The organism is Paracidovorax citrulli (assembly GCF_900100305.1).
Classification (GTDB): domain Bacteria; phylum Pseudomonadota; class Gammaproteobacteria; order Burkholderiales; family Burkholderiaceae_C; genus Paracidovorax; species Paracidovorax citrulli.
Genome location: NZ_FNEY01000003.1, coordinates 150,052 through 171,817 on the forward strand (window position 1 = coordinate 150,052; position 21,766 = coordinate 171,817).

General features: G+C 70.7%; 16 protein-coding genes and 1 riboswitch. Of the genes, 10 read left to right on the forward strand and 6 right to left on the reverse strand.

Annotated features, from left to right (window positions below):
* Positions 1 to 44: 44 nt before the first annotated feature.
* Positions 45 to 3,962 carry a DUF748 domain-containing protein gene (locus BLR99_RS03155; RefSeq protein ID WP_083369966.1) on the reverse strand — a complete coding sequence of 1,306 codons (3,918 nt, stop codon included), beginning with the start codon at positions 3,960 to 3,962 and terminating at the stop codon, positions 45 to 47.
* A gap of 708 nt (positions 3,963 to 4,670) precedes the next feature.
* Here BLR99_RS03155 and BLR99_RS03160 point away from each other — a divergent pair.
* The 4 genes from BLR99_RS03160 (at position 4,671) to BLR99_RS03175 (ending at position 9,944) form a co-directional block, all read left to right on the forward strand.
* Positions 4,671 to 5,558 carry a lytic transglycosylase domain-containing protein gene (locus tag BLR99_RS03160; protein ID WP_011796068.1) on the forward strand — a complete coding sequence of 296 codons (888 nt, stop codon included), beginning with the start codon at positions 4,671 to 4,673 and terminating at the stop codon, positions 5,556 to 5,558.
* Positions 5,559 to 5,599: 41 nt separating this feature from the next.
* Positions 5,600 to 5,758, forward strand: a riboswitch (ZMP/ZTP riboswitch).
* A 38-nt stretch (positions 5,759 to 5,796) separates the two neighbouring features.
* Complete coding sequence (glyA, locus tag BLR99_RS03165) at positions 5,797 to 7,041, forward strand: serine hydroxymethyltransferase (protein WP_011796069.1); 1,245 nt, start codon at positions 5,797 to 5,799, stop codon at positions 7,039 to 7,041.
* A 33-nt stretch (positions 7,042 to 7,074) separates the two neighbouring features.
* A complete protein-coding gene (gene nrdR, locus BLR99_RS03170) occupies positions 7,075 to 7,524 on the forward strand; it encodes a transcriptional regulator NrdR (protein WP_013594724.1) in 450 nt (149 codons plus the stop codon).
* A 146-nt stretch (positions 7,525 to 7,670) separates the two neighbouring features.
* Complete coding sequence (locus BLR99_RS03175) at positions 7,671 to 9,944, forward strand: hypothetical protein (RefSeq protein ID WP_011796071.1); 2,274 nt, start codon at positions 7,671 to 7,673, stop codon at positions 9,942 to 9,944.
* Between the two features lie 33 nt (positions 9,945 to 9,977).
* Here the strand turns inward: BLR99_RS03175 and aroC are convergent, their stop codons facing one another.
* Positions 9,978 to 11,075, reverse strand: coding sequence for a chorismate synthase (gene aroC, locus BLR99_RS03180; RefSeq protein WP_011796072.1), 1,098 nt, complete (start codon positions 11,073 to 11,075; stop codon positions 9,978 to 9,980).
* Between the two features lie 252 nt (positions 11,076 to 11,327).
* The gene (locus BLR99_RS03185) at positions 11,328 to 11,780 is read right to left on the reverse strand and encodes a CBS domain-containing protein (RefSeq protein WP_011796073.1); all 453 of its coding nucleotides are present in this window, start codon (positions 11,778 to 11,780) and stop codon (positions 11,328 to 11,330) included.
* 104 nt (positions 11,781 to 11,884) lie between these two features.
* Between BLR99_RS03185 and BLR99_RS03190 the strand changes: the two genes are divergently transcribed.
* Together BLR99_RS03190 and BLR99_RS03195 are read left to right on the forward strand one after the other, a co-directional pair.
* Entirely contained in the window at positions 11,885 to 13,222 is a 1,338-nt protein-coding gene (locus BLR99_RS03190) for an O-acetylhomoserine aminocarboxypropyltransferase (protein WP_011796074.1), read from the forward strand.
* A complete protein-coding gene (locus BLR99_RS03195) occupies positions 13,222 to 14,031 on the forward strand; it encodes an alpha/beta fold hydrolase (protein ID WP_011796075.1) in 810 nt (269 codons plus the stop codon). The genes BLR99_RS03190 and BLR99_RS03195 overlap by 1 nt, the downstream gene beginning before the upstream one ends.
* 95 nt (positions 14,032 to 14,126) lie before the next feature.
* Here BLR99_RS03195 and BLR99_RS03200 read toward each other — a convergent pair whose 3' ends face one another.
* Positions 14,127 to 14,906 carry an HAD family hydrolase gene (locus tag BLR99_RS03200; RefSeq protein ID WP_011796076.1) on the reverse strand — a complete coding sequence of 260 codons (780 nt, stop codon included), beginning with the start codon at positions 14,904 to 14,906 and terminating at the stop codon, positions 14,127 to 14,129.
* 26 nt (positions 14,907 to 14,932) lie between these two features.
* On the opposite strand from BLR99_RS03200, the gene hemH reads away from it, so the two are divergent.
* From hemH to BLR99_RS03220, 4 genes are all read left to right on the forward strand, one after another.
* The gene (gene hemH / locus BLR99_RS03205; RefSeq protein WP_011796077.1) at positions 14,933 to 15,997 is read left to right on the forward strand and encodes a ferrochelatase; all 1,065 of its coding nucleotides are present in this window, start codon (positions 14,933 to 14,935) and stop codon (positions 15,995 to 15,997) included.
* A gap of 26 nt (positions 15,998 to 16,023) precedes the next feature.
* Positions 16,024 to 17,700, forward strand: coding sequence for a sensor histidine kinase (locus BLR99_RS03210; protein ID WP_046059505.1), 1,677 nt, complete (start codon positions 16,024 to 16,026; stop codon positions 17,698 to 17,700).
* Positions 17,697 to 18,389: a response regulator transcription factor gene (locus tag BLR99_RS03215; RefSeq protein WP_011796079.1), complete on the forward strand. Its 693-nt coding sequence runs from the start codon at positions 17,697 to 17,699 to the stop codon at positions 18,387 to 18,389. The genes BLR99_RS03210 and BLR99_RS03215 overlap by 4 nt, the downstream gene beginning before the upstream one ends.
* A 198-nt stretch (positions 18,390 to 18,587) precedes the next feature.
* Entirely contained in the window at positions 18,588 to 19,067 is a 480-nt protein-coding gene (locus tag BLR99_RS03220) for an SgcJ/EcaC family oxidoreductase (protein ID WP_011796080.1), read from the forward strand.
* 40 nt (positions 19,068 to 19,107) lie between these two features.
* Here BLR99_RS03220 and BLR99_RS03225 read toward each other — a convergent pair whose 3' ends face one another.
* Both BLR99_RS03225 and BLR99_RS03230 read right to left on the reverse strand, forming a co-directional pair.
* Entirely contained in the window at positions 19,108 to 19,512 is a 405-nt protein-coding gene (locus BLR99_RS03225; protein ID WP_011796081.1) for a polyhydroxyalkanoate granule-associated phasin, read from the reverse strand.
* Between the two features lie 93 nt (positions 19,513 to 19,605).
* Entirely contained in the window at positions 19,606 to 21,735 is a 2,130-nt protein-coding gene (locus tag BLR99_RS03230) for a D-(-)-3-hydroxybutyrate oligomer hydrolase (RefSeq protein ID WP_041827498.1), read from the reverse strand.
* Positions 21,736 to 21,766: the final 31 nt, after the last annotated feature.

The following is a 21,766-nucleotide window of genomic DNA, read 5'->3' on the forward strand; positions in this document are numbered from 1 at the left end:
ATGGGGCCGCGCCGCCCGGGTACAACCACCCTCCGCACACCGCGTCAGCGCGCGGAAAGGGCCAGCTGCGCCTGCGGCGCGGCGCCCTCCCCGCGCGCATCCACGCGCGGAGCCGCCACGAACAGCCGCTCCAGCGGAACGCCGCGCCGCGCCAGCTCGTCGCGCACCGCCACCGCGCGCGCCTGGGCCAGTTCGCGCAGGGCGCCATCGGGCACCTTCGTCTGCGCCAGCAGCAGGGCCTCCATTTCCGGGACGGGAATGTCCCGCGCCATGCCCAGCAGGTTGCGGGGCTTGGGAATGTCCGCACGGCGGTAGAGCTCACGCAGCGCATCGGCATAAGCCTGCGCCCGGGCGGCGTCCGAGGCACCCGGCGCCACCGGTGTGCCCTGCATACCCTCCACACCCTGCATGCCCGCATCCGCACGCACGGCCGGCTGGCGCCGCTGCTGCAACGCCTGCACCTGCGAGCGCAGGCGCTCGCGCTTCCAGCCGTCTTCCTCGGCTTCCGCCACGGCGTGGCCGGTCACGGTCAATTGCAGAGCCGGCCGGTCGCGCAGCGATTGCGCCACCTTGTCGAGACCTTGCAGGGCCGCGGCGTCCAGCACCGCGCTGCCGGGTGCGAAAGCCACGGCCCCCTGCTCCGCGGTCCCACCCGCGAAGGCCTTGGCCAGCAATGAAAACGGCGAGGTCACGGCCTTCAGGACCAGGCTGCCCACGGCCCGCAGGATCACCGGTCCCAGGCTGAACTGGGGATCGTTGAGCGAGCCGCTGATGGGCAGATCCAGATCGATCACTCCGTTGCTGTCCGCCAGCAGCGCCGCGGCCAGCCGCACCGGCAGGCTGGCGGGGGCGCCCTCCACGGGGTCGCTGAAGGTGAGCTGGTGCAGCACCAGCCGGTTGCCGGCGGTGAGCTGCCCGTCGGGCTGGACCTTGTAGCGCACATCCATGCTCAGCTTGCCGCGTTCGATACCGTGGCCTGCGTACTTGACCGCATAGGGCGACAGCGGCGGCAGTTCCAGATCCCGCACCCGGCCCTGGATGTCCAGCGCCAGCGGCTTCGCCAGGGGGTTGATGCGTCCCGAGATCTCCAGCGGCGCCGAGCCCTGCGCCTTCCCGCTGAGCTCCAGCTCCGCCATCGCGGGCTCCCCGCCTCCGGGCGCAGGTTCGGAGGAGAACGCGCCGATGCGTCCGGCCAGATCGCCGAGATCGGCGGAGTAGTTGGGTTCGATGAAGTAGTCGGTGAAACGCACGGCCCCCGCGGACAGCACGACCGGCCCGAAACGCAGCAGCGGGCCGGCATGGGCAGCCGCTGCTGTCGGGGCTGCCGCAGGGCGGACAGCGGCGGCATCGCTGGCCGCGGCCTGGGCCGGAGCGGGCACCGGTTCCCGCCGGGAGGAGGCATCCGGACTGCGAACCAGATCCTGCAGGTTCAGCCGCCCGTTCTTCTGCAGCACGATGCGCGCGAAGAAATCCCGCAATGCCGTTTCCCGCACATCCAGGCGCGCGGGCGCTCCGGGTGCCGTCTCCCACTGCACGCCCTGGAGCGCCAGGTTGCGCCAGCGCAGCAGTTCCTCGCCACGGGGCTGTGCGGACGGAGTTCCCGCACCCGTTTCCGGGGCAGGGGCCGGTGCCGGCGCACGCACGCGCACCTCGTCCAGTGCGGCATTGCCGCGCACCGTGGCCTTCGCTCCGGCAGCCGTGGCGGCATAGTCCACGTCGCCCTCGAAACCCGCCTCGACCCGAACGATACGCACGTTCAGCCACGGGGCGGCATACGGCTCCAGCAGATGCAGCGGCAGCCGCTGGGCCTGCAGGCGACCCTGCACGGCCAGGGGGGCCATCGTCAGCCGGCCCTCATAGGCCAGCCGGCCGGGTTCGCGCCGGCCGGCCTCCCACTGCCCCGACAGGGACAACTGCACCGGCGCGGCCGGGCCGGCGGCCGCCTGTGGCCAGCGCAGCCCGCGGGCCTGCAGCGCGATGGCGGACCAGCGCAGATCCACCGGGGACGATGGCACCGCGTCGCGCAGGGCCACCGCGCCGCGCTCCACCGACACCTCGGCGAGCCGGACGGACCAGGGCACCTCACCGCCCGCGGCCCGCACCTCCTGCGAAGGGACCCGCTCGGCGGTGCCCCGCGGCCAGGCATCGAACATCCAGCGCCCTTGCGCATCGCGCTCCGCCCGCAGCCGCGGCGCCCGGGCCACGGCCCGCTCCACGGACACGGTGCGGGCTGGCACGTCGATCCACGCGTTCTCTATTTCCAGCCGCTCTGCCTGCCCCCAGGCGCCCGGCGGCGTTCCCGTACCTTCCGGCGACCGGCCCGCGTCGGCAGAAGGCGCGGCGCACGGTCCGCCGGCCGGGCAGGCCAGCGTGACGCCATCCGCCGCGAACCGCGCCACTTTCACCACCAGCGCACCGTTGGCGTGGTTCCAGGCGACACCGGCGTCGGCTTCGATCAGCGCCCCGACCTGCGGTGCGAACGCCCCTGCCGCATAGGCCTCGACGGCCGAAAGCGGCAGGCCGCGCAGCGATGCGGCCACCTGCCCCCGGCCGGGCCACGCGGTTCCCGCCACCCGCAGCGTGGCGGGCGCCTGCGCGGCTCCGGCGGCGCCGGGCCCTCTGTCCGTCGCCCCATCGGCGGCGGGCCGCATGCGGGCCTGCAACCGGAACGGAATCCCGCCCTTCCACGGCCAGGACAGCGACTGCGCCTGTGCATGGACACCGTCCCATGCCATGGCGACCGTGCGGGCCGCGCTCTCGTCGTGCCATGCCACGTGCCCTTCCCGGACCGCGAACCGGTCTATCGCCACCTGCCAGGCCCCGGAAGACGGGCCTGCGCCGCCGGCCGGCGGCGTGGCAGCAGGAGCACCCCGCGCGCTGCCGCCACCGCCAGCCGCGGCAGCCCAGTCCCATCGCCCCCGGGCATCGCGCCGCACCGCGATGTCCGGCCCGGACCACTCGACCGAAGCCAGGTGAGCCGACTTGCGCAGCGGCTCCACCGATGCCGCATGGATGTCCAGCGCCTGGAATGCGACGGGCCCCGAGCCCGGCGGCCCGTCCAGGCGTACGCCGGACAGGCGCGCATGCCCGCCCACCGTCAGGCGCGGCTGCGGCCCCTGGAGGAAACCGATGTCCAGTTCCGCCTCCAGCGTTCCGGCCTGCGGCCGGAGGGGCGTTCCCGCGGGCCAGTAGGCACGCAGCGGAGACAGATCCAGTCCCCGGATCCGCAGCCGGGCCTGCGTGTTGCGGTCTTCCGAGAACGGTGTGCTGCGCGCTCCGGTATCGAAGGTGCTGCCGTCCAGGCTGAAAGCGAGCCGTGGCGTCACCGTGACCTGCCGGTCGGCGGGCAGGTTGCTGAGAAAGGGAATGCCCAGCTCCAGCCCCGTCAGCCGGTGCGTCTGGCCCGTCGTCCGGTCGGCGAACTCGACCGCGCCATCGCGCAGCGCCAGGTTGTAGAGCGCGAACCGGGCGCCGCCGCCCTCTCCGTTTCCGGGACGGGCAGCGCCACGCTGCAGCAGGTCGTGGATGTCATAGCGGCCGTCCTGTCCGCGGACCACGCGCAGCCGCGGCGCATCGATTTCCAGCGCGTCGAGCACGGGCGCCCAGCGCACCAGGGACTGCACTTCCATGTCTATATAGAGACGCCGGATTTCCGCCTGGGCAGGCGCGCCGGGAGCCGCCGCCGCCAGGGCGATGTCGTGCACGGTGAGTTCCAGCGTCCAGGGGCGGAAATCCACCTTTCCCACCGTGACGGCGCGCCCCGCGAAACTGCTGCCCCAACGCTCCAGTCCCCAGCGCACCAGGGGTGGTACGGCCAGCCAGGCCAGGCCCCACACCAGCAGCAGCAAGGCGATGCCGGCGGCCGCCCAGCGCGTGGCGATGACCGCGGCGGCCTGATGTCCATGCCGGCCTCCGACCACGGGATCCTGCGCCCGTTCCCCGCTTGATTCGATTGCACCCATGGCCGGGATTGCAGCAGATCGGCAGGTCGGCAAACCGTAACAAGGTGAAAAACAGAAAGCCCGGCAAGGCCTGCTGGCCACTGCCGGGCTTGACGGCTGACACAACGGTCTTTTGCCATCGTTTGCACCATGGAGGGTGAACGTCCATGGGGCAGGAGGCAAGGTATTGCCTCCGAGGGTTTGCCGTGGAAGATTCCGCCTGCCCAGCCAGGGCACTGCATGCCGCTTGGATGGTGGTTTCCGCTTCGTCGGGCGATGCCTGGTCACTGCCAGACGCCTCCAATTTACCCAATCCCCGGGGACCGTCCAACCGATATTTGCAATCGATCATGACATTCCGATTGCTCGAAACTTCGCGCCCTGCGCGGAGTGTCACAACGGTTTCACGGTCGAGTGCACGAAAGTACTGCCGGAGATGCGAAAACTGTGTTTGCATCCATGCTTTTTAGAATAAATTGATCTAATAGATAGCAACCTTAGTATTGACCCGGCATTTGGACCCCTCCTAGAATCCGCCAGCTTCGAAAACCGAGGCTGACCACTATCTCCATCGCTGCCGGATCCGGCGAAGTCGTTCCCCCTGCACCGCTGCGCAGGCTGTTTTCCACGGGAACTGGATGGCGTACCAATCCAGGCGAGATGCCTGGCACGGGAGACCCCCACTACGGGGGTCGCCCGCAACAGGCCTCGACTCAGAAAGGAAGAGCTATGACAGCGTCAGGACGGGTGATCGGCGGAGTGCAGACCTTCGCATCCGATGTGATCGACGGTTTCCTCGAAATCACCCACAGCAGTTTCGCCCTGGTCGGGCTGACGGTCGCGTTCGGCGTGATCACCCTCACCGCCCGCCCGGACCTGCGGCAGGCCGGAGAGGAAAAGCTCATGGGCTGGCTGCAGGCGCGCCAGGTGGCGATGGTCGGCGTGCCGATGGAGCCCGAGGCCAGCGAGCGCGCCACGGCCACGAACCCGAAAGACCTGCCCAAGGAGCAGGCCGCCGTCGCGTTCTGGCTCAGCAAGAAGTACCGCGTGGCGCCCGAACCCCTCGCCGCGCTGGTCTCCGAGGCCTACGAAATCGGCGGCCGCACCAAGCTCGATCCCACGCTCATCCTGGCCATCATGGCCGTCGAATCGAGCTTCAACCCCTTCGCGCAAAGCCCCGTGGGCGCACAGGGCCTGATGCAGGTCATGACGCGGGTGCATACCGACAAGTACGAGAACTTCGGCGGCCATTTCGCCGCCTTCGACCCGGTGAGCAACCTGCGCGTCGGCGTCCGTGTGCTGCAGGAATGCATCGCCCGCGCAGGCTCCCTCGAAGGCGGGCTGCGCTACTACGTGGGCGCGGCCAACCTGGCCGACGACGGCGGCTACGCGATCAAGGTCATGGCCGAGCACATGCGCCTGCGCCAGGTGGCCAACGGTCGCAACGTGCCCATCTTCACGCCTCCGGCACCGGCCGCTCCCGCCGCGCCCCCGATGCTGTCCACCCAGGCCCCGGCGCAGACCACGCTGCCGGCCAAGGGCGCGGGCACCGCCGATGCGTCGCCCGCCACCTCCACGGGCGACGACAAGGTCGCCCTGCTCTCCTCCGGGCTCTGACGTTCCTGGCGACGCCATCCCGCCCTGCCGTCCGCTACACTCGAGGGGTACGCGACTGGCGATAGGCGCGGTGCATCCGCGAAGGCGGACGCCGCCGCTGACGTGGAAACCGGCAGGCACTTTCACCTGCGAACCACTGGGAAGCGTGCCGCACGGGCTGCAAGGCCCGTTGTGTTCCGCCGTTCGCCTGGGCAGCCCTTGTTTTTCCAAGGGACACCATTCACAGGACTGCCACGCCATGTACCAACGCAATATTCTTGTCGAACAAGCCGATCCCGAAGTGTGGGCCGCCATCCAGGCCGAGAACCTGCGCCAGGAGCAGCACATCGAACTGATCGCCAGCGAGAACTACGCCTCGCCCGCCGTCATGGCGGCACAGGGCTCGCAGCTCACCAACAAGTACGCCGAAGGCTATCCCGGCAAGCGCTACTACGGCGGCTGCGAGAACGTGGACGTGGTCGAGCAGCTGGCCATCGACCGCGTGAAGAAGCTCTTCGGCGCCGATGCCGCCAACGTGCAGCCCAATTCCGGCTCGCAGGCCAACCAGGCCGTGCTGCTTGCCTTCCTCAAGCCCGGCGACACCATCCTGGGCATGAGCCTCGCCGAAGGCGGCCACCTGACCCACGGCATGCCGCTGAACATGAGCGGCAAGTGGTTCAACATCGTGTCGTACGGCCTGAACGAGAAGGAAGAGATCGACTACGACGCGCTGGAAGCCAAGGCCCGCGAGCACAAGCCCAAGCTGATCATCGCCGGTGCCTCCGCCTACAGCCTGCGCATCGATTTCGAGCGCTTCGCGAAGATCGCCAAGGAAGTCGGCGCGATCTTCTGGGTGGACATCGCCCACTATGCCGGCCTGGTGGTCGCGGGTGAATATCCCAACCCCGTGCCCTTCGCCGACGTGGTCACCTCCACGACGCACAAGAGCCTGCGCGGCCCGCGCGGCGGCATCATCCTCATGAAGGCCGAACACGAGAAGGCGATCAACTCCGCCATCTTCCCGGGCCTGCAGGGCGGCCCGCTGGAGCACGTCATCGCCGCCAAGGCCGTGGCCTTCAAGGAAGCGCTGACGCCGGAATTCAAGGCCTACCAGCAGCAGGTCGCGAAGAACGCCAAGGTGTTCGCCGAAACGCTGATCGAACGCGGCCTGCGCATCATCAGCGGCCGCACGGAGAGCCACGTCATGCTCGTGGACCTGCGCGCCAAGGGCATCACCGGCAAGGCGGCCGAAGCGGCCCTGGGCCAGGCCCATATCACCATCAACAAGAACTCCATTCCGAACGATCCGGAAAAGCCGATGGTGACCAGCGGCATCCGCGTGGGCACGCCCGCGATCACGACGCGGGGCTTCAAGGAAGAAGAGACGCGCATCACCGCGAACCTGCTGGCCGACGTGCTGGAGAACCCGAACGACGAAGCCAACCTGGCCGCGGTGCGCGAGAAGGTGCACGCGCTCACGAGCCGCTTCCCGGTCTATCGCTGACCGCGGCGCAGCCCCGAGCCCGCCGCCCCTGCAATGAAGTGCCCGTTCTGCAGCCACCCCGAGACGCAGGTCGTCGAAACGCGCGTGGCCGAGGACGGAGACTTCGTGCGGCGGCGCCGGCAGTGCGGGGCCTGCGACAAGCGCTTCACGACCTATGAGCGCCCGGAAGTCAGCTTCCCCAACGTGGTGAAGAAGGACGGCCGGCGCATCGAATACGACCGCAGCAAGCTCATCGGCTCGTTCAGCATCGCGCTGCGCAAGCGGCCGGTGAGCACCACGCAGATCGACAGCGCCATCGAGCGCATCGAGGAAAAGCTGCTCAACCTCGGGCAGCGCGAAGTGCTGTCCAGCCGCATCGGCGAACTGGTGATGCGCGAGCTCAAGAAGCTCGACAAGGTCGCCTACATCCGATTCGCGAGCGTGTACCGGAGCTTCGAGGACATCGACGAATTCCGGGCGCTCGTGGACGAAGTGCGCAAATAGGCCGTCTGGCCCGGCGGTGCGGACCGGCCGGGGCGCGTCGGCCGTGGTCCTACGCGCGGGGCGCCGCATGCCCTGCACAATCGACCGGCCCGGCAGCCCATCCGGCGCCGCCCGGTACCCTCTTCCCCGATTTCCCGCACCGATCCATGCAGTCCGACGCAACGACCTCCCCGTCTTCCGCACATCCATGGCAGTTCTTCCGCGCCGGCGGCGTGGACCAGGTCATCATCCGCACGGGCGCGGACATCGCGCACCTTGCGGAGCTGGACCAGAAACTCTGGGTGGCGCTGGCCTGCCCCACGCGGGGCGTGGAGTTCGATCCGCGCACGCTCGACCTCATCGATACCGACGGCGACGGGCGCATCCGCCCGCCCGAACTCCTGGCAGCCTGCGCCTGGGCCTGCGAGCGGCTGCGCGATCCGGATGAACTGGCCCGGCCGGGTTCCGCGATGGCCCTCTCGGCACTGGACGACTCCACCGAGGACGGGGCGGCCCTCGCCGAGCAGGCCCGGCGCATCCTGGCACTGGCGGGGCGCGAGGATGCGCAATCCATCACCCTGGACGAAGTGCTGGCGCGCAGCGAGAAGCTGAACGCCCAGCGCTTCAACGGCGACGGGGTCGTGTCTCCCGCCACGGCCGAGGACGACGCGGAGGCCCGCGACGCATTGGAGCGCATCATGGCCACCCACGGCAGCGTGCCGGCGGTGGCCGACCAGCCGGCCGGCGTGGACCGCAAGACGGCCGAGGCGTTCTTCGCCGAAGTGGACGCGCTGCAGCAATGGGCGGACGGGGTGCAGGCGCATCCGGAGGGAATGCCGCTGGGAGACCGCACGCTGCAGGCGGCCCAGGCCGTGCAGGCGGTGCGCCACAAGGTGGACGACTTCTTCACGCGGGCACGGCTGGCCGCCTACGATCCGCGCGTGCGTACGGCGATGCACCCGTCGGACGACGACTATGCCGCGCTGGCGCGGCTGGAGCTCTCGCCCGGCTCCGACGCCGTGGCGGCCCTGCCGCTCGCCCCCTTCACACCCGATGGCACCCTGCCCCTGGAGCGCGGCATCAATCCCGCCTGGGCCGGCGCCGTGCAGGCGCTGCGCGACAAGGCCCTGGTGCCGCTGCTGGGCGAGCCAGCGCGCGGGTCGTTGTCGGAAGCGGACTGGAAGCGCACGCTGGATGCGCTGCAGCCCTGCCTGAAGCAGCTGTCGGCCCGCCCCGCGACCCACCTGGACGCACTCGATGCGGACACCGTGCGCCAGCTGCACGGCAGCGGCGTGCGCGAACGGGTGATGGCGCTGATCACGCAGGACGAGGCCGAGAAGGCGCACAACGGCCACACGCTGGCCCTGGAAAAGCTGCTGCGCTTCAAGCGCGACCTGCTGCGGCTGCTGAACAACTTCGTCTCGTTCTCGGCCTTCTACCAGCGCGAGGGGGCGATCTTCCAGGCGGGGACCCTCTTCCTGGATGCCCGCAGCTGCGACCTGACCGTACAGGTGGCCGACGCTGGGCGCCACGCCAAGCTGGCGGGGCTGGCCAAGACCTACCTCGCCTACTGCGACTGCACGCGCAAGGGCCGGAAGATGGGCATCGTCGCGGCCTTCACGGCCGGCGATGTCGATTTCCTGTTCGTGGGCCGCAATGGCGTGTTCTACGACCGCGACGGCCTCGACTGGGATGCGACCATCACCAAGATCATCGAAAACCCCACGAGCATTGCCCAGGCCTTCTTCTCGCCGTACAAGAAGTTCCTGCGCATGATCGAGGAGCAGGTGGCCAAGCGGGCGGCCGCGAGCGATTCCCGGGTGGAGAAATCGCTGGGCACCACGGCCGGCAGCCTGGCCACCGCCCCCGGCAAGACCCTCGCGAGCGCCGCGGCACCGGCAGCGCCTGCGGGCGCACCCGACACGCAGCGCCGAATGGACGTGGGCACGGTGGCCGCGCTGGGCGTGGCCCTGGGCAGCCTGAGCGCCGTCGCCGTGGGCATCTTCGCGAAGTTCGTGGACCTGGGCGCCTGGATACCGATCGCGCTGCTCGGCATCGTGTTGGCCATCTCGGGGCCGAGCATGCTGATCGCCTGGCTCAAGCTGCGCCAGCGCAGCCTGGGCCCGATCCTGGACGCCAGCGGCTGGGCCATCAACGGCCGGATGCGCATCAACACCCGCCTGGGCGGATCGCTGTCGCAGACGGCCCATGTGCCGCCGGGCGCGCGCCGCATGCTGAACGATCCGTTCCCCGAGTCGCGCAAGCCGGCGTGGACGGCAGCCTGCGTGGCGGTGGTTCTGGTGGTGGCGGGCGTGATGGCCTGGCGCATGGGCTGGTTCCACCACCGGCCCGCGGCGCCGGCCGGTGCGGCGGCGACTTCGCAGGCGGTGCCGCCCGCGCCCGCCGCCAGCGGCCCGGCCGCGGCCGCATCGGCGCCCTGAGTTCCCCGGCCCGGGACTCGGCCCGCCCGTCGATTACAGGAAGGACGCCTGGATCGGTGCCACCGCCTGCACCACGTCGCCGCACTGGGCACGGTGCCGCAGGGCATGGTCCATCAGCACGATGGCCAGCAGGGCCTCGGCGATGGGCGCGGCGCGGATGCCCACGCAGGGGTCGTGGCGGCCCTTGGTGACCACCTCGGTGCTCTGCCCATGCACGTCGATGGACTCGCGCGGGCTGATGATGGAGCTGGTCGGCTTGATGGCGAGCGACACCTCGATGTCCTGCCCGGTGCTGATGCCGCCCAGCACACCGCCGGCATTGTTGCTGGCGAAGCCCTTGGGCGTGAGCGAGTCGCCATGGGTGGTGCCGCGCTGCGCCACGCTCGCGAAGCCGGCGCCGATCTCCACGCCCTTGACGGCGTTGAGGCCCATCATGGCGTGGGCGATGTCGGCGTCGAGCTTGTCGTAGAGCGGCTCGCCCAGGCCCACGGGCACGTTGCGGGCCTGCACGCGCAGGCGCGCGCCGCAGGAATCACCGGCCTTGCGCAGCGCGTCCATGTACTCTTCGTAGCGGGCGACATCGGCCACGGGCGCGAAGAAGGGGTTGTGGGGAACGTGGTCCCAGCTCTCGAACGGAATCTCCAGTTCGCCGAGCTGGGTCATGCAGGCGCGCAGCTCGACGCCGTACTTCGCCTGCAGCCACTTGCGCGCCACCGCCCCCGCCGCCACCGTCGGCGCCGTCAGCCGCGCGGACGAACGCCCGCCACCGCGCGGATCGCGCACGCCGTACTTGTGCCAGTACGTGTAATCGGCATGGCCCGGCCGGAAGCTCTGGGCGATGTTGCTGTAGTCCTTGCTGCGCTGGTCGGTATTGCGGATCAGCAGCGCGATCGGCGTGCCGGTGGTGCGGCCCTCGTACACGCCGGACAGGATCTCGACGGCATCGGGCTCGTTGCGCTGCGTGACATGGCGGCTCGTGCCCGGGCGGCGGCGGTCCAGCTCCGCCTGGATATCGGCCTCCGCCAGTTCCATGCCCGGCGGGCAGCCGTCGATCACGCAACCGATGGCCGGGCCGTGGGATTCACCGAAATTGGTGACTGCGAAGATGGTGCCGAGTGTGTTGCCGCTCATGGCGCGGGATTATCCCAGAGCCACCCGCCGAGCCGGGTCATCGGGCTGCATTCGCAAAGCAGAAAGGGGGGCCGCAGCCGAGGCAACAGCCATCAGGCGCAGCCCTTGAACAGCCCCGCCCTCACCCGTCAAAAGGCCGCGGAGCAGGCCAAGCCAGCAGACGCCGTGGAACCGGCTTTGCCGGGCCACTGGCGTCGTCCCCCTTCCCGATGCGCGCAGCGCAGCGAGAGAAGGGGGAAGCCGCGCAGCGGCTCAGGGAGTAGCCTCTTTTTCCTCTGGCCAGTCCCGGATATAGGCTTTCAGCATCTGGTTCTCGAAGTTCTGGCTGTCCACCACGGCCTTGGCCACGTCGTAGAAGCTGACCACGCCCATGAGCATCTTCTTGTCCATGACCGGCATGTAGCGCGCGTGGCGGTTGAGCATCATGCGGCGCACCTCGTCCATTTCGGTTTCGAGCGTGCAGGTGAGGGGCGCGTCGTCCATGGCCGTGCGCACGAGCATGGTGCCCACGGTGCCGCCGTTCTTCACGACGGCCTGGATGACCTCGCGGAAGGTGAGCATGCCGACCAGGTCGCCGTGGTCCATCACCACCAGCGAGCCGATGTCCTTGTCCGCCATGACCTCCACGGCTTTCGCCAGGGGTTCGTCGGCGGTGACGGTGAAGAGCGTGTTGCCTTTGACGCGGAGGATGTCGCTGACTTTCATGGGAGGTCTCCAGGGGGCGCCGCGCCGCTGCGGCGGGCCGATCGATGTTTCCTGCGCAATATAGCCCACAATGTTGCGCTGCGATCACCCATAGGAGATAACGAATGCCCGGCCATTCCGACCCCGGCTTCGATACGCTGGCGCTGCATGCGGGCGCCGTGCCCGATCCGGCCACCGGCGCAAGCGCCGTGCCCATCCACCTGACGACCTCGTTCGTCTTCGAATCGAGCGACCATGCGGCGTCGCTGTTCAACCTCGAACGGCCCGGCCATGTGTACAGCCGGGTCAGCAATCCCACCAACGCGGTGCTGGAGCAGCGCGTGGCGGCGCTCGAAGGCGCCGCCGGGGCCATCGCGGCGGCGAGCGGCCAGGCCGCGCTGCACCTGGCCATCAGCACGCTGATGGGCGCGGGCGGGCACATCGTCGCGAGCACGGCGCTCTACGGTGGCTCGCAGAACCTGCTGCACTACACGCTGCGGCGCTTCGGCATCGAGACCACCTTCGTGCAGCCGGACGACCTGGACGGCTGGCGCGCCGCCATCCGGCCGGAGACGCGGCTGCTGTTCGGAGAGACGGTGGGCAATCCGGGCCTGCAGGTGCTGGACATCCCGGCCGTGGCGGAGATCGCCCACGCGGCGGGCGTTCCGCTGCTGGTGGACTCCACTCTCACCACCCCCTGGCTCATGCGCCCGCTGGAGCACGGGGCCGACCTGGTCTGTCACTCCGCCACCAAGTTCCTCTCGGGCCATGGCACGGTGATCGGCGGCGTACTGGTCGATGGGGGCAGCTTCGACTGGGAGGCCTCGGGGCGCTTCCCGGAACTCTGCGCGCCGTACGCGGGCTTCCACGGCATGGTGTTCTCGGAGGAGTCCACCGTGGGTGCCCTCCTGCTGCGCGCGCGGCGCGAGGGGCTGCGCGATTTCGGCGCGTGCCTGAGCCCGCACACGGCCTGGCTGATCCTGCAGGGCATCGAAACCCTGCCGCTGCGCATGGAACGGCACATGCGCAACACGGAGCGGGTGGTGGAGTTCCTGGCGAGCCACCCCTTCGTGTCCCGCGTCGGCCACCCGATGCTGGAGTCGCACCCCAGCCATGCACTCGCGAAGCGCCTGCTGCCGCGCGGCGCAGGCTCGGTGTTCAGCTTCGATCTGCGCGGCGACCGGGCCCAGGGCCGGGCCTTCATCGAGTCGCTGAAGGTCTTCAGCCACCTCGCCAACGTGGGCGATTGCCGCAGCCTGGTGATCCACCCCGCCAGCACGACGCACTTCCGGATGGACGATGCGGCGCTGGCGCAGTCCGGCATCGCACAGGGCACGATCCGCCTGTCGATCGGACTGGAGGATGCGGACGACCTGATCGACGACCTGAAACGCGCGCTCAAGTCCGCGGAGAAAGCAGGCGCCCGGACTGGCGACCGAGCCGGCGGAAAGGCGGGTGCGTGATGCAGGTGACCGTCAACGGCCACGCGGCCTATTGCTATACGGGCAGCAAGCCCTTCGACCCGGCACTGCCCACGGTGGTGATGGTGCATGGCGTGCTCAACGACCACAGCGTGTGGGGCTTCCAGAGCCGGCATCTCGCGCACCACGGCTGGAATGTGCTGGCGGTGGACCTTCCGGGCCACGGCCGCAGCGGTGGGGAGGCGCCGCAGAGCGTGGAAGAGGCAGCGGATTTCATCGTGGGCCTGCTGCGCGCGCTGGGCGTGGAGCGGGCGGCGCTCGTGGGCCACAGCTGGGGGTCGCTGATCGCGCTGGAGGCGGCCGCGCGGCTCGGCACCGCCGCGACGCACCTGGCGCTGGTGGGCACGGCCTACCCGATGAAGGTGTCGCCCGCGCTCATCGAAACCTCGCTGAACGAACCCGAGAAGGCGCTGCGGATGGTGAACGTGTTCTCCCGCGGCAGCCTCGCGTCGCCCTCGGGCGCGGGCTTCTGGACCTTCGGCGCGGGCATGGCGCTCGGCCGCCGCGTGCTGCGCAGCAATCCGCACGTGAACGTGTTCCACCGCGGATTCGTGGCCTGCGACCGCTATGCGGGGGCAGAAGCTGCCATCGCCGCCCTCGCCTGCCCGGTGCTGTTCGCACTGGGCGCGCAGGACCAGATGACGCAGCCCCGCGCGGCCCAGGGCCTGATCGCGGCGGCGCGCGCGGCGGGGCGGGAGGTGCGGGTGGAGATGCTGCCCGTGGGCCATTTCCAGATGACGGAGGCACCGGAGGAGACGCTGCGCGCGCTGCGCACCTTCCTGGGCGCCTGAGGGTGCGGGGCCCGTCGCCCTATCCTCCCGCCGGCCCTCGCGAAGGGGTCTTTCCAGGGGAAAAGGAGCCGTTGCATGGAGCGCACGCCTGCGCGCTACGGGCGGCAGCCGGAGCCTGCGGTCTGCGCACCGTCCTGCTGGCGAGGCGCCGCCAGCTGCGGTGCGAGCAGCCGGCACAGGCCGGTGAGATCTTCGACCACGGCGGGCGCCGGCCCCTCGTGCGGCCAGGCGATGCCGGCCCGGTTGATCCAGACGGCCTGCATGCCGGCCTGCAGGGCACCGTGGGCGTCGAGCGTGGCGTCGTCGCCCACGTGGAGCACGGCCTCCGGCGGCACGCCGAGGCGCTGCGCGGCCTCGCGGAAGATGCGTGGATCGGGCTTGGCGACGCCAAAGGTGCGGGCCGTCACGCTTCCCTGGAAATACCCGCCCAGTCCGATGCGCTGCAGGTCCGCATTGCCGTTGGTGAGCGCCATGAGCGGATAGCGCGGCGCGAGGAATTCGAGGGCGGCGATGGCGTCGTCGTACAGATCGACCCGCTGGCGCTCCGCGAAGAACAGTTCATAGGCCGCGTCGGTGAGGGATTCGTCCTCTCCGGCCCGCCGCAGCGCCGCACGGATGCTTTCCCGCCGCAGGGCGCTCAGGTCGTGGGAGAGATGGGCATGCGCCTGCACGACCTCGGCGCGGATCACGGCGGCCGTTTCTGCATCGGCCAGCAGCGCGGCCGTGGCCGGCGCGCGCGTTCCCAGCCAGTCCCGCAGCACCTGCTCGGCCCTCCGGATGGCCGGCCAGACCGGCCAGAGGGTATCGTCGAGATCGAGGGTCATCGCGCGGATGCGGGCGGTATCGAGCATGGTGGCCGAGAATAGCGCAACCATTGCATTTCCCTTTCCTTCCGCTGTCCATGAACGCATCCGCCGCAGACCGCTCCCCGACCGCCCCGATGCCCCGCACCGCCGTGCTGCTGTGCAACCTGGGCACGCCCGATGCGCCCACCGCGCCCGCGCTGCGCCGCTATCTCGCGCAGTTCCTGTCCGACCCGCGCATCGTGGAGATTCCCCGTGCCGCGTGGCTGCCCATCCTGCACGGCATCATCCTGCGCATCCGGCCGGCGAAGTCCGCGGCCAAGTACGCCAGCATCTGGATGCCCGAGGGTTCGCCCCTGGCCGTGTGGACGGAGCGCCAGGCCACGCTGCTGCGCGGATGGCTGGGCGAGGCGGGGCTGCGGGTGCAGGTGCGGCATGCGATGCGCTACGGGCAGCCGTCCATCGCCGGCCAGTTGAAGGCCCTGCAGGCCGAAGGCGTGGACCGCGTGCTGGTGCTGCCGCTCTATCCGCAGTACTCGGGCACGACCACCGCGAGCGTGTCGGACGACGTGTGCGCCTATGCGCTGCGCACGCGCCGCCTGCCGGAGCTGCGTTTCGTGAACAGCTACCACGACCACCCCGCCTACATCGACGCGCTGGCACGCAGCGTGCGCGCCCACTGGCAGCGCGAGGGCGGGCCGGCAGAACAGCTGGTGATGAGCTTCCACGGCATTCCGGAGCGCGCCGTGCGCCTGGGCGACCCCTACCAGCAGGAGTGCCTGGCGACCGCCGCGCTGCTGGCGCAGGCGCTGGGCCTGGCGGCGGACCGCTACCGGGTGACCTTCCAGTCCCGCTTCGGCAAGGCCAAGTGGCTGGAGCCCTATACCGAACCGACGCTCATCGAGATGGCCCGTGGCGGCACGCGCAGCGTGGACGTGATGTGCCCGGGGTTCACCAGCGACTGCCTGGAAACGCTGGAGGAAATCAACCAGGAGGCGCGCGAGGCCTTCCTGCACGCGGGCGGCAAGGAATTCCGCTACATCCCCTGCCTGAACGCGGACAACGCCTGGATCACCGCGCTGAGCCGGATCGCGCAGGAGCACCTGTCGGGCTGGGATACGGGGGCACCGGGCGGAGCGGCAGCGCCCGGCCTGGCCCGCTGAGCGAGCCGCACCGCGAGGCCCGCGCCATGTTCCGATTGCGCCTGTCCCTGGCTTTCGCCACCCTGGTCGCGCTGGTGTGCGCGCAGGCGGCCTTCGTCTATTGGGGCGCGAACCGCGTCTATAATTTCGCCCAGCACAGCCGCCTGGCGAGCGACATCCTCACCGAGCTGAACGAACTGGCGGCCAACAAGCAGCGGCTGCGGGTCTGGGCTTCGCAGCGGCTCATGAACGTGGATGCCTCGGTGGAGGTGCGCGACACCCTGCTGTCCAGCATGCGCAGGAACGCCGCGCAGCTGCGGCAGTTGACGGAGCGCGACGGCGCCCTGTGGGCCGAGATGGCCGAGAACGAGGGGATCGCGATACCGCCCGAGGTGCGCGAGCTCGGCGCCGCAGCGCGGCTTTTCGACGACAACATCGCGGCCGTGCAGGCCCGGCTGGTGCGCCTGCAGCCGCTGCAGCCGGGGTCGGAGTTCTCGTCCGTCTGGCAGGAGCTGAACCAGGTGTTCGACATGGCCGACGGCCGCGACCTGCGCGAGCTGCTGAGCGGCGCCATCGCGCGCCAGCGCCGCGCCGTGCCGATCGCCCGCGCCGATACGGAGCGCGGCCTGCGGGAGCTGCGCACGCAGGCCGTGGGCATGGCCCTCCTGACGCTGGCCACCGCCATCGTGCTGGCGCAGCAGCTGACGCGCCGCCTGCAGCGCCCCCTGGACCGCCTGCTGGCGGGCACGCGCGCGCTGCAGGCCGGTGCGCTGGACCACCGCGTGGAAACCGGTTCGCGGGACGAATTCGACCGGGTCGCCGAGCATTTCAACGCCATGGCCGCCGAACTCCAGGAACACCGCCGCGCGGCGGATGCGGCCCGCCGCCGCCTGGAGGATGCCGTCGAGGCACGCACGGCCGAACTGCGCACCGCCCACGAGGCGCTGCAGCGCAACGACGAGCGGCGCCGGCAACTCTTCGCCGACCTGAGCCATGAGTTGCGCACCCCCGCCACGGCCATCCGCGGCGAGGCGGAGATCGCGCTGCGCGGCGGCGTGCGACCGGCGGAGGAATACCGGCAGACCCTGGAGCGCATCGTCGGCGCCGTGGAGCAGCTCACCGGGACCGTGGACGACCTGATGCTCGTGGCACGCACGGAAGCCGATCCGCTCGCCATGCGGCCCGGCCCGGTCGCGCTGCACGGATTGCTGCGCGATGCGGCCGAACAGGCCGAGGCGCTGTGCGCCCTGTACGGGGTGCATCTGCGGCTGCAGGAGCCGGCCGCATGGCCCGGCGGGCAGGCGGGCCCCACGCTGCACGCGGATGCCGACCGCCTGCGCCAGGCCCTGATGATCGTTCTGGACAACGCCGCGCGCTATTCCCATGCCGGCGGCACCGTCCACCTCGGATGGCACGCGGAGAACGCAGGCGGCGTCGCCATCGAGGTGCGCGACGAAGGCATCGGCATCGACGCGGAGGAATTGCCGCAGGTGTTCGACCGGTTCATGCGCGGCAGCCGGGCCCGGGCGCACCGCGCCGACGGCACGGGCATCGGCCTGTCCATCGCCCGCGCCATCGTGGAAGCACACGGCGGATCCATGTCCATCGGGCCCGTGCAGCCCCGCGGCACCCTCGTCGGCATCCACCTGCCGGCCGCATGCGTGGCCGGCGTGCACGCGTCCCCGGCGCCTGCGAGCGCCGCACGGGCGGAGGACGGCCGATGAGCACCGCGCAGATCCTGGTCGTGGAGGACGATCCCCGCGTTGCCGATTTCCTGCAGCGTGGCCTGCGCGCGGAAGGCTACGGCGTGCAGATGGCGCGCACCGGTCCCGAAGGGCTCGCGCTCGCCCGCGCCGGGGAGGCGGCGCTGGTGATCCTCGACGTGATGCTGCCCGGCATGACCGGGCTGGACCTGTGCCAGTCGCTGCGGGCCGAAGGCGGCCAGGTGCCGGTGCTGATGCTCACGGCCCTGAGCAGCATCGAGGACAAGGTCGCCGGATTGAAGCTCGGCGCGGACGACTACCTCACCAAGCCGTTCGCCTTCGAGGAACTGCTGGCGCGCATCGAGGCGCTGCTGCGGCGCGGGCGCGAGCAGCGCCCCCGGGCGACCACGCTGCAGGTGGCGGACCTGGTACTCGACCTGGAACGCATGCAGGCCAGCCGCGCGGGGCGCCCGATCGCGCTCACCGCCAAGGAGCTGGCCTTCCTGGAGCTGCTCATGAGCGCCCCGGGCCGGCTCTGCAGCCGCGAGCGCATCCTCTCCAACGTGTGGGGCATGCACGAGGACCCACTGACCAATGTGGTGGATGTCTATGTGCGCCGCCTGCGCAGCAAGATCGATGAAGGGCACCCGCTCGCGCTGCTCAAGACCGTGCGCGGGTTGGGCTACCGCCTGGACGACGGCGAGACGTAGGCGCGCGAGGCACGCCTCATCTGCCGGAGCCGGCGTGCTCGGCCGGCACGTTCATGCAGCGTTCATGTGCGCGTCAGCCGGGCTTCATCGCGCGGCAACGGTCGCGTTCATGGACGCGCCGAACAATGAAGTCCTGCCCGCCTGACGGGCGGTGCCGCACGCAAGCGGCGACCTGTTCGACTTCCCGAGGACAACTCCATGACCCTGATCCGCGCAACTTCCATCGCAGCCGCCGTGCTCGCGCTCTCGACCCCCGTGTTCGCCCAGGCGCAGGCCCCGGCGCCCGGCTGCCAGCCCGTCACCGAGCAGCAGGTGGCGGCGCTCTTCGACCGCTGGAACGCATCGCTGCGCACGCTCGATGCCGACAAGGTGGTCGCCAACTATGCGCCCGACGGGGTGCTGCTGGCGACGGTGTCCAACCAGCCGCGCACGACCACCGCGCAGATCCACGATTATTTCGTGAAATTCCTGAAAGGCCACCCGCAGGGCCGGATCGACAGCCGGACGGTGCGCATCGGCTGCAACGTGGCGCAGGACGTCGGCACCTACACGTTCACCTTCCAGGACGGCAAGGAGGTGCACGCGCGCTACACCTATGTGTACGAGTTCGTCGGCGGCGACTGGAAGATCGCCCACCACCACTCCTCGGCCATGCCCGAGGCCGTCGCCGCCAGGTAACGGGCGCGGCCTGTTCCGATTCCCCGCCGCACGGCGGATTTCAGACCAGGGACGTGCGCGCCAGGCGTCGGGCGTTCGCCACCGCGACACGGTGGACCGGAACGAGCCCCTTGCCGAGCACGCCGGCCGCCGCGTCCTGCCACTGGCGCACCAGTTGCGGGCCGGTGGCCATGGTCCAGGGCGTCCACCACAGCCGCACCATGCTGGCCGCCATGGCCTGCTGGGCCAGCAGGGCCTGCATGCCCATGGCGGCCCAGGACTGCATGAAGGCCCACTGCTTCTCGGCGACCATTCGGCCGAATTCGCGCCGGTCGCGCTGCGAGGGGGTGGCGCCGGCGAGGGCCATGCGCGCCACGCGGTGCGCGACGACGGGCGGCACGGCCATGGCGAGTTCGGCCCCCTGGCGTGCCAGGGAACGGGTGCGGCGGGACGAAGTACCGGACATGGGCATTCCTCGAAGTGGCGGCCCCCCCACTCTACCGGTCGTCCGCGGCGCAGGCTCCGAGCAACCGCGCGCGCCGCGGGGGTTTGCGGCAGGTCAGTCCGGCACGGCGATGGCGCCGCTGGTGATGGCGACGGCATCGGCAGCGACGGGCATGGCCGCGATGGGTGGCACGTTCGCCGCGGTGATCGCGGGGGCGCTGCCCGGCGTGCCGCCGCGCGGCACGGTGCGCACCACTTGGCTGGCCGGCAGCGGCTCGCCGTTCACCAGGTGCGCGTACATGGCATCGAGCGCGCGGTTGAGGTACAGGTGCAGGGGGATGTAGCGGCTGTCGTAGCCCGGCAGCGTGGCCGGCAGGCCGATGAAGGCATCGAAATGCTGGGCGTTCGTGACCTCGATGTAGCTCAGGCGGCTGGCGGCGCCCTCCACGCGCCGGTTCAGGGCGGCGTAGGGACGCGAGGTGTGGTTGACCGGGATGAGCGCGTCGTCGCGGCCGTGCACGATGATGGCGGGCTTGCCCTGCAGGTTGCCGGTGCGGCGGGTTTCGTCGAGGCCGGACTGCAGGCGCCGGGCGGCCGCGTCGGTGCCCGTCACGAGGCTGCGCAGGCAGAGCGCGCCTTCCAGGTTCCAGGTGGGCACGCCCGCGGCATTGGACGAGAACAGGTCGCGCACCGGCACGCCTCGGCTGCGGTCGTTGACGAGCTGCACGCCGGCGGTGGGCGGGATGCCGTTGCCGGTGGCGAACAGGGTGTTCGTCACCGCGGCGGGCGTGGGCTGCACCGCGCCGATGGCCGACGTGGTGGCGAAGCTGTAGCCGCACAGCCGGTCCTGGACGCTCGCGCGCGAGAGCGCGTTGGCATAGGTGACGGCGATCGACGGAGCCACTTCGAACGCCGCGAGCGAGGCGTGCAGCGCACCCGACTCGGGCTCCCAGCCATAGGCGGTCAGGCGCGCCAGCGCCTCCTCGGCCTGGGCGGCCGTGGTGGCGGCCGAGAGCAGGCCCCGGGCCTTCAGGCCGGCACAGCGGTTGGCGGCCACGGGGAAGGCCGGGTCCGCGAAGCGGACGGCGAAGGCCGCCGCGAAGGGCGTGGAGGCCAGCGAGGGCGCGAGGGCGGCGCAGGCCTGGTAGAGGTGGGCCTGGGTGGTGTAGTCGATCAGCGGGAGGCCGTTCACGGCGACGGTGCGCCCGCCGCGCTGCACGGTGACGCCCGCGTTGGCCGGCATCTGCACCGAGGGCTCCGACACGGCCACCCCGTCGATGAGGCCTCGGGTGTCCTGCTCGGCCGCCGCGATCGCCGCGCCGCCGCCGTTCGAGAGGCTGGAGGCGATCACCGTCGTGTTGGCCGGCGTGAAGGTGCGCAGCGCCTGCCCGCCCGGCGAGCGGTCGCCGAAGCGCTCGTTGAGCACGTAGAACGCGAACTCGACCGCCTGCAGGGTGGAGAGGCCCCAGTCCTTTTCCGGGTTCTGCCCGGAATGCGCGTGCTTGAACGCCAGGCGCTGCGGCGTGGCCCCGTTGAAGGCCGCGAGGTCCGCCGCCGACAGGCCTGCGTCGAAGGCGGCGCGCGTGCCCGCGAGCGTGGCGCTGGTGCGCGTGCCGTCGATCAGCGCGACGGTATCGGCCTGCAGGTCATGGGGCGCGGCGCCCGTGCCCTTGTCCGTATAGGCCACGGCGCAGCCGCGCTTGAGGCCCCATTCGCCCGTGGGAATGCCGCCGTAGATGCCGCGCGAGCCGGACGAGGTGGCGGTGATGATGCAGGGGCGCGTGCGGTCGAAGGCATCCGGCACCTGCACCATCAGAGTGACATTGCGGCGCCCCGAGCCGTCGTCCGAATAGGCGATGGCTTCCGTGCCGGCCACCATGCCTTCGCCCGATGTCGCACGGCCCTGCGCGTCCACGTTCGGGCCGTACAGCCTGCCGTAGCCCCCTTCGGAAGTCGTGTCCACCAGCGCCCGATAGTTCACATAGATGGCATTTCGCCGCAACTCCTCCGCCGTGGGCTGGCTGCCCGCGTAGCCCGGCGGCGAATCGTCCTGCAGGCCGGAGCGGCCGAGGCCGCCGGTCAGCAGGTCGTTGCCCGCGCCGTCGTAGCTCGCCTGCCGCAGATCGTTCAGGTACGACGGGCGGACGTTGAAGTCGTAGTCGACCGCTGCGCCGCTGCCTCCGCCCCCGCACGAGGAAGCGGCCAGGGCGGCGATGAGCAGGGGGGCGGTTTTAAAGACAGTCATGTGCGGGATCTCCTCTCTGGGGTGGCCGGAG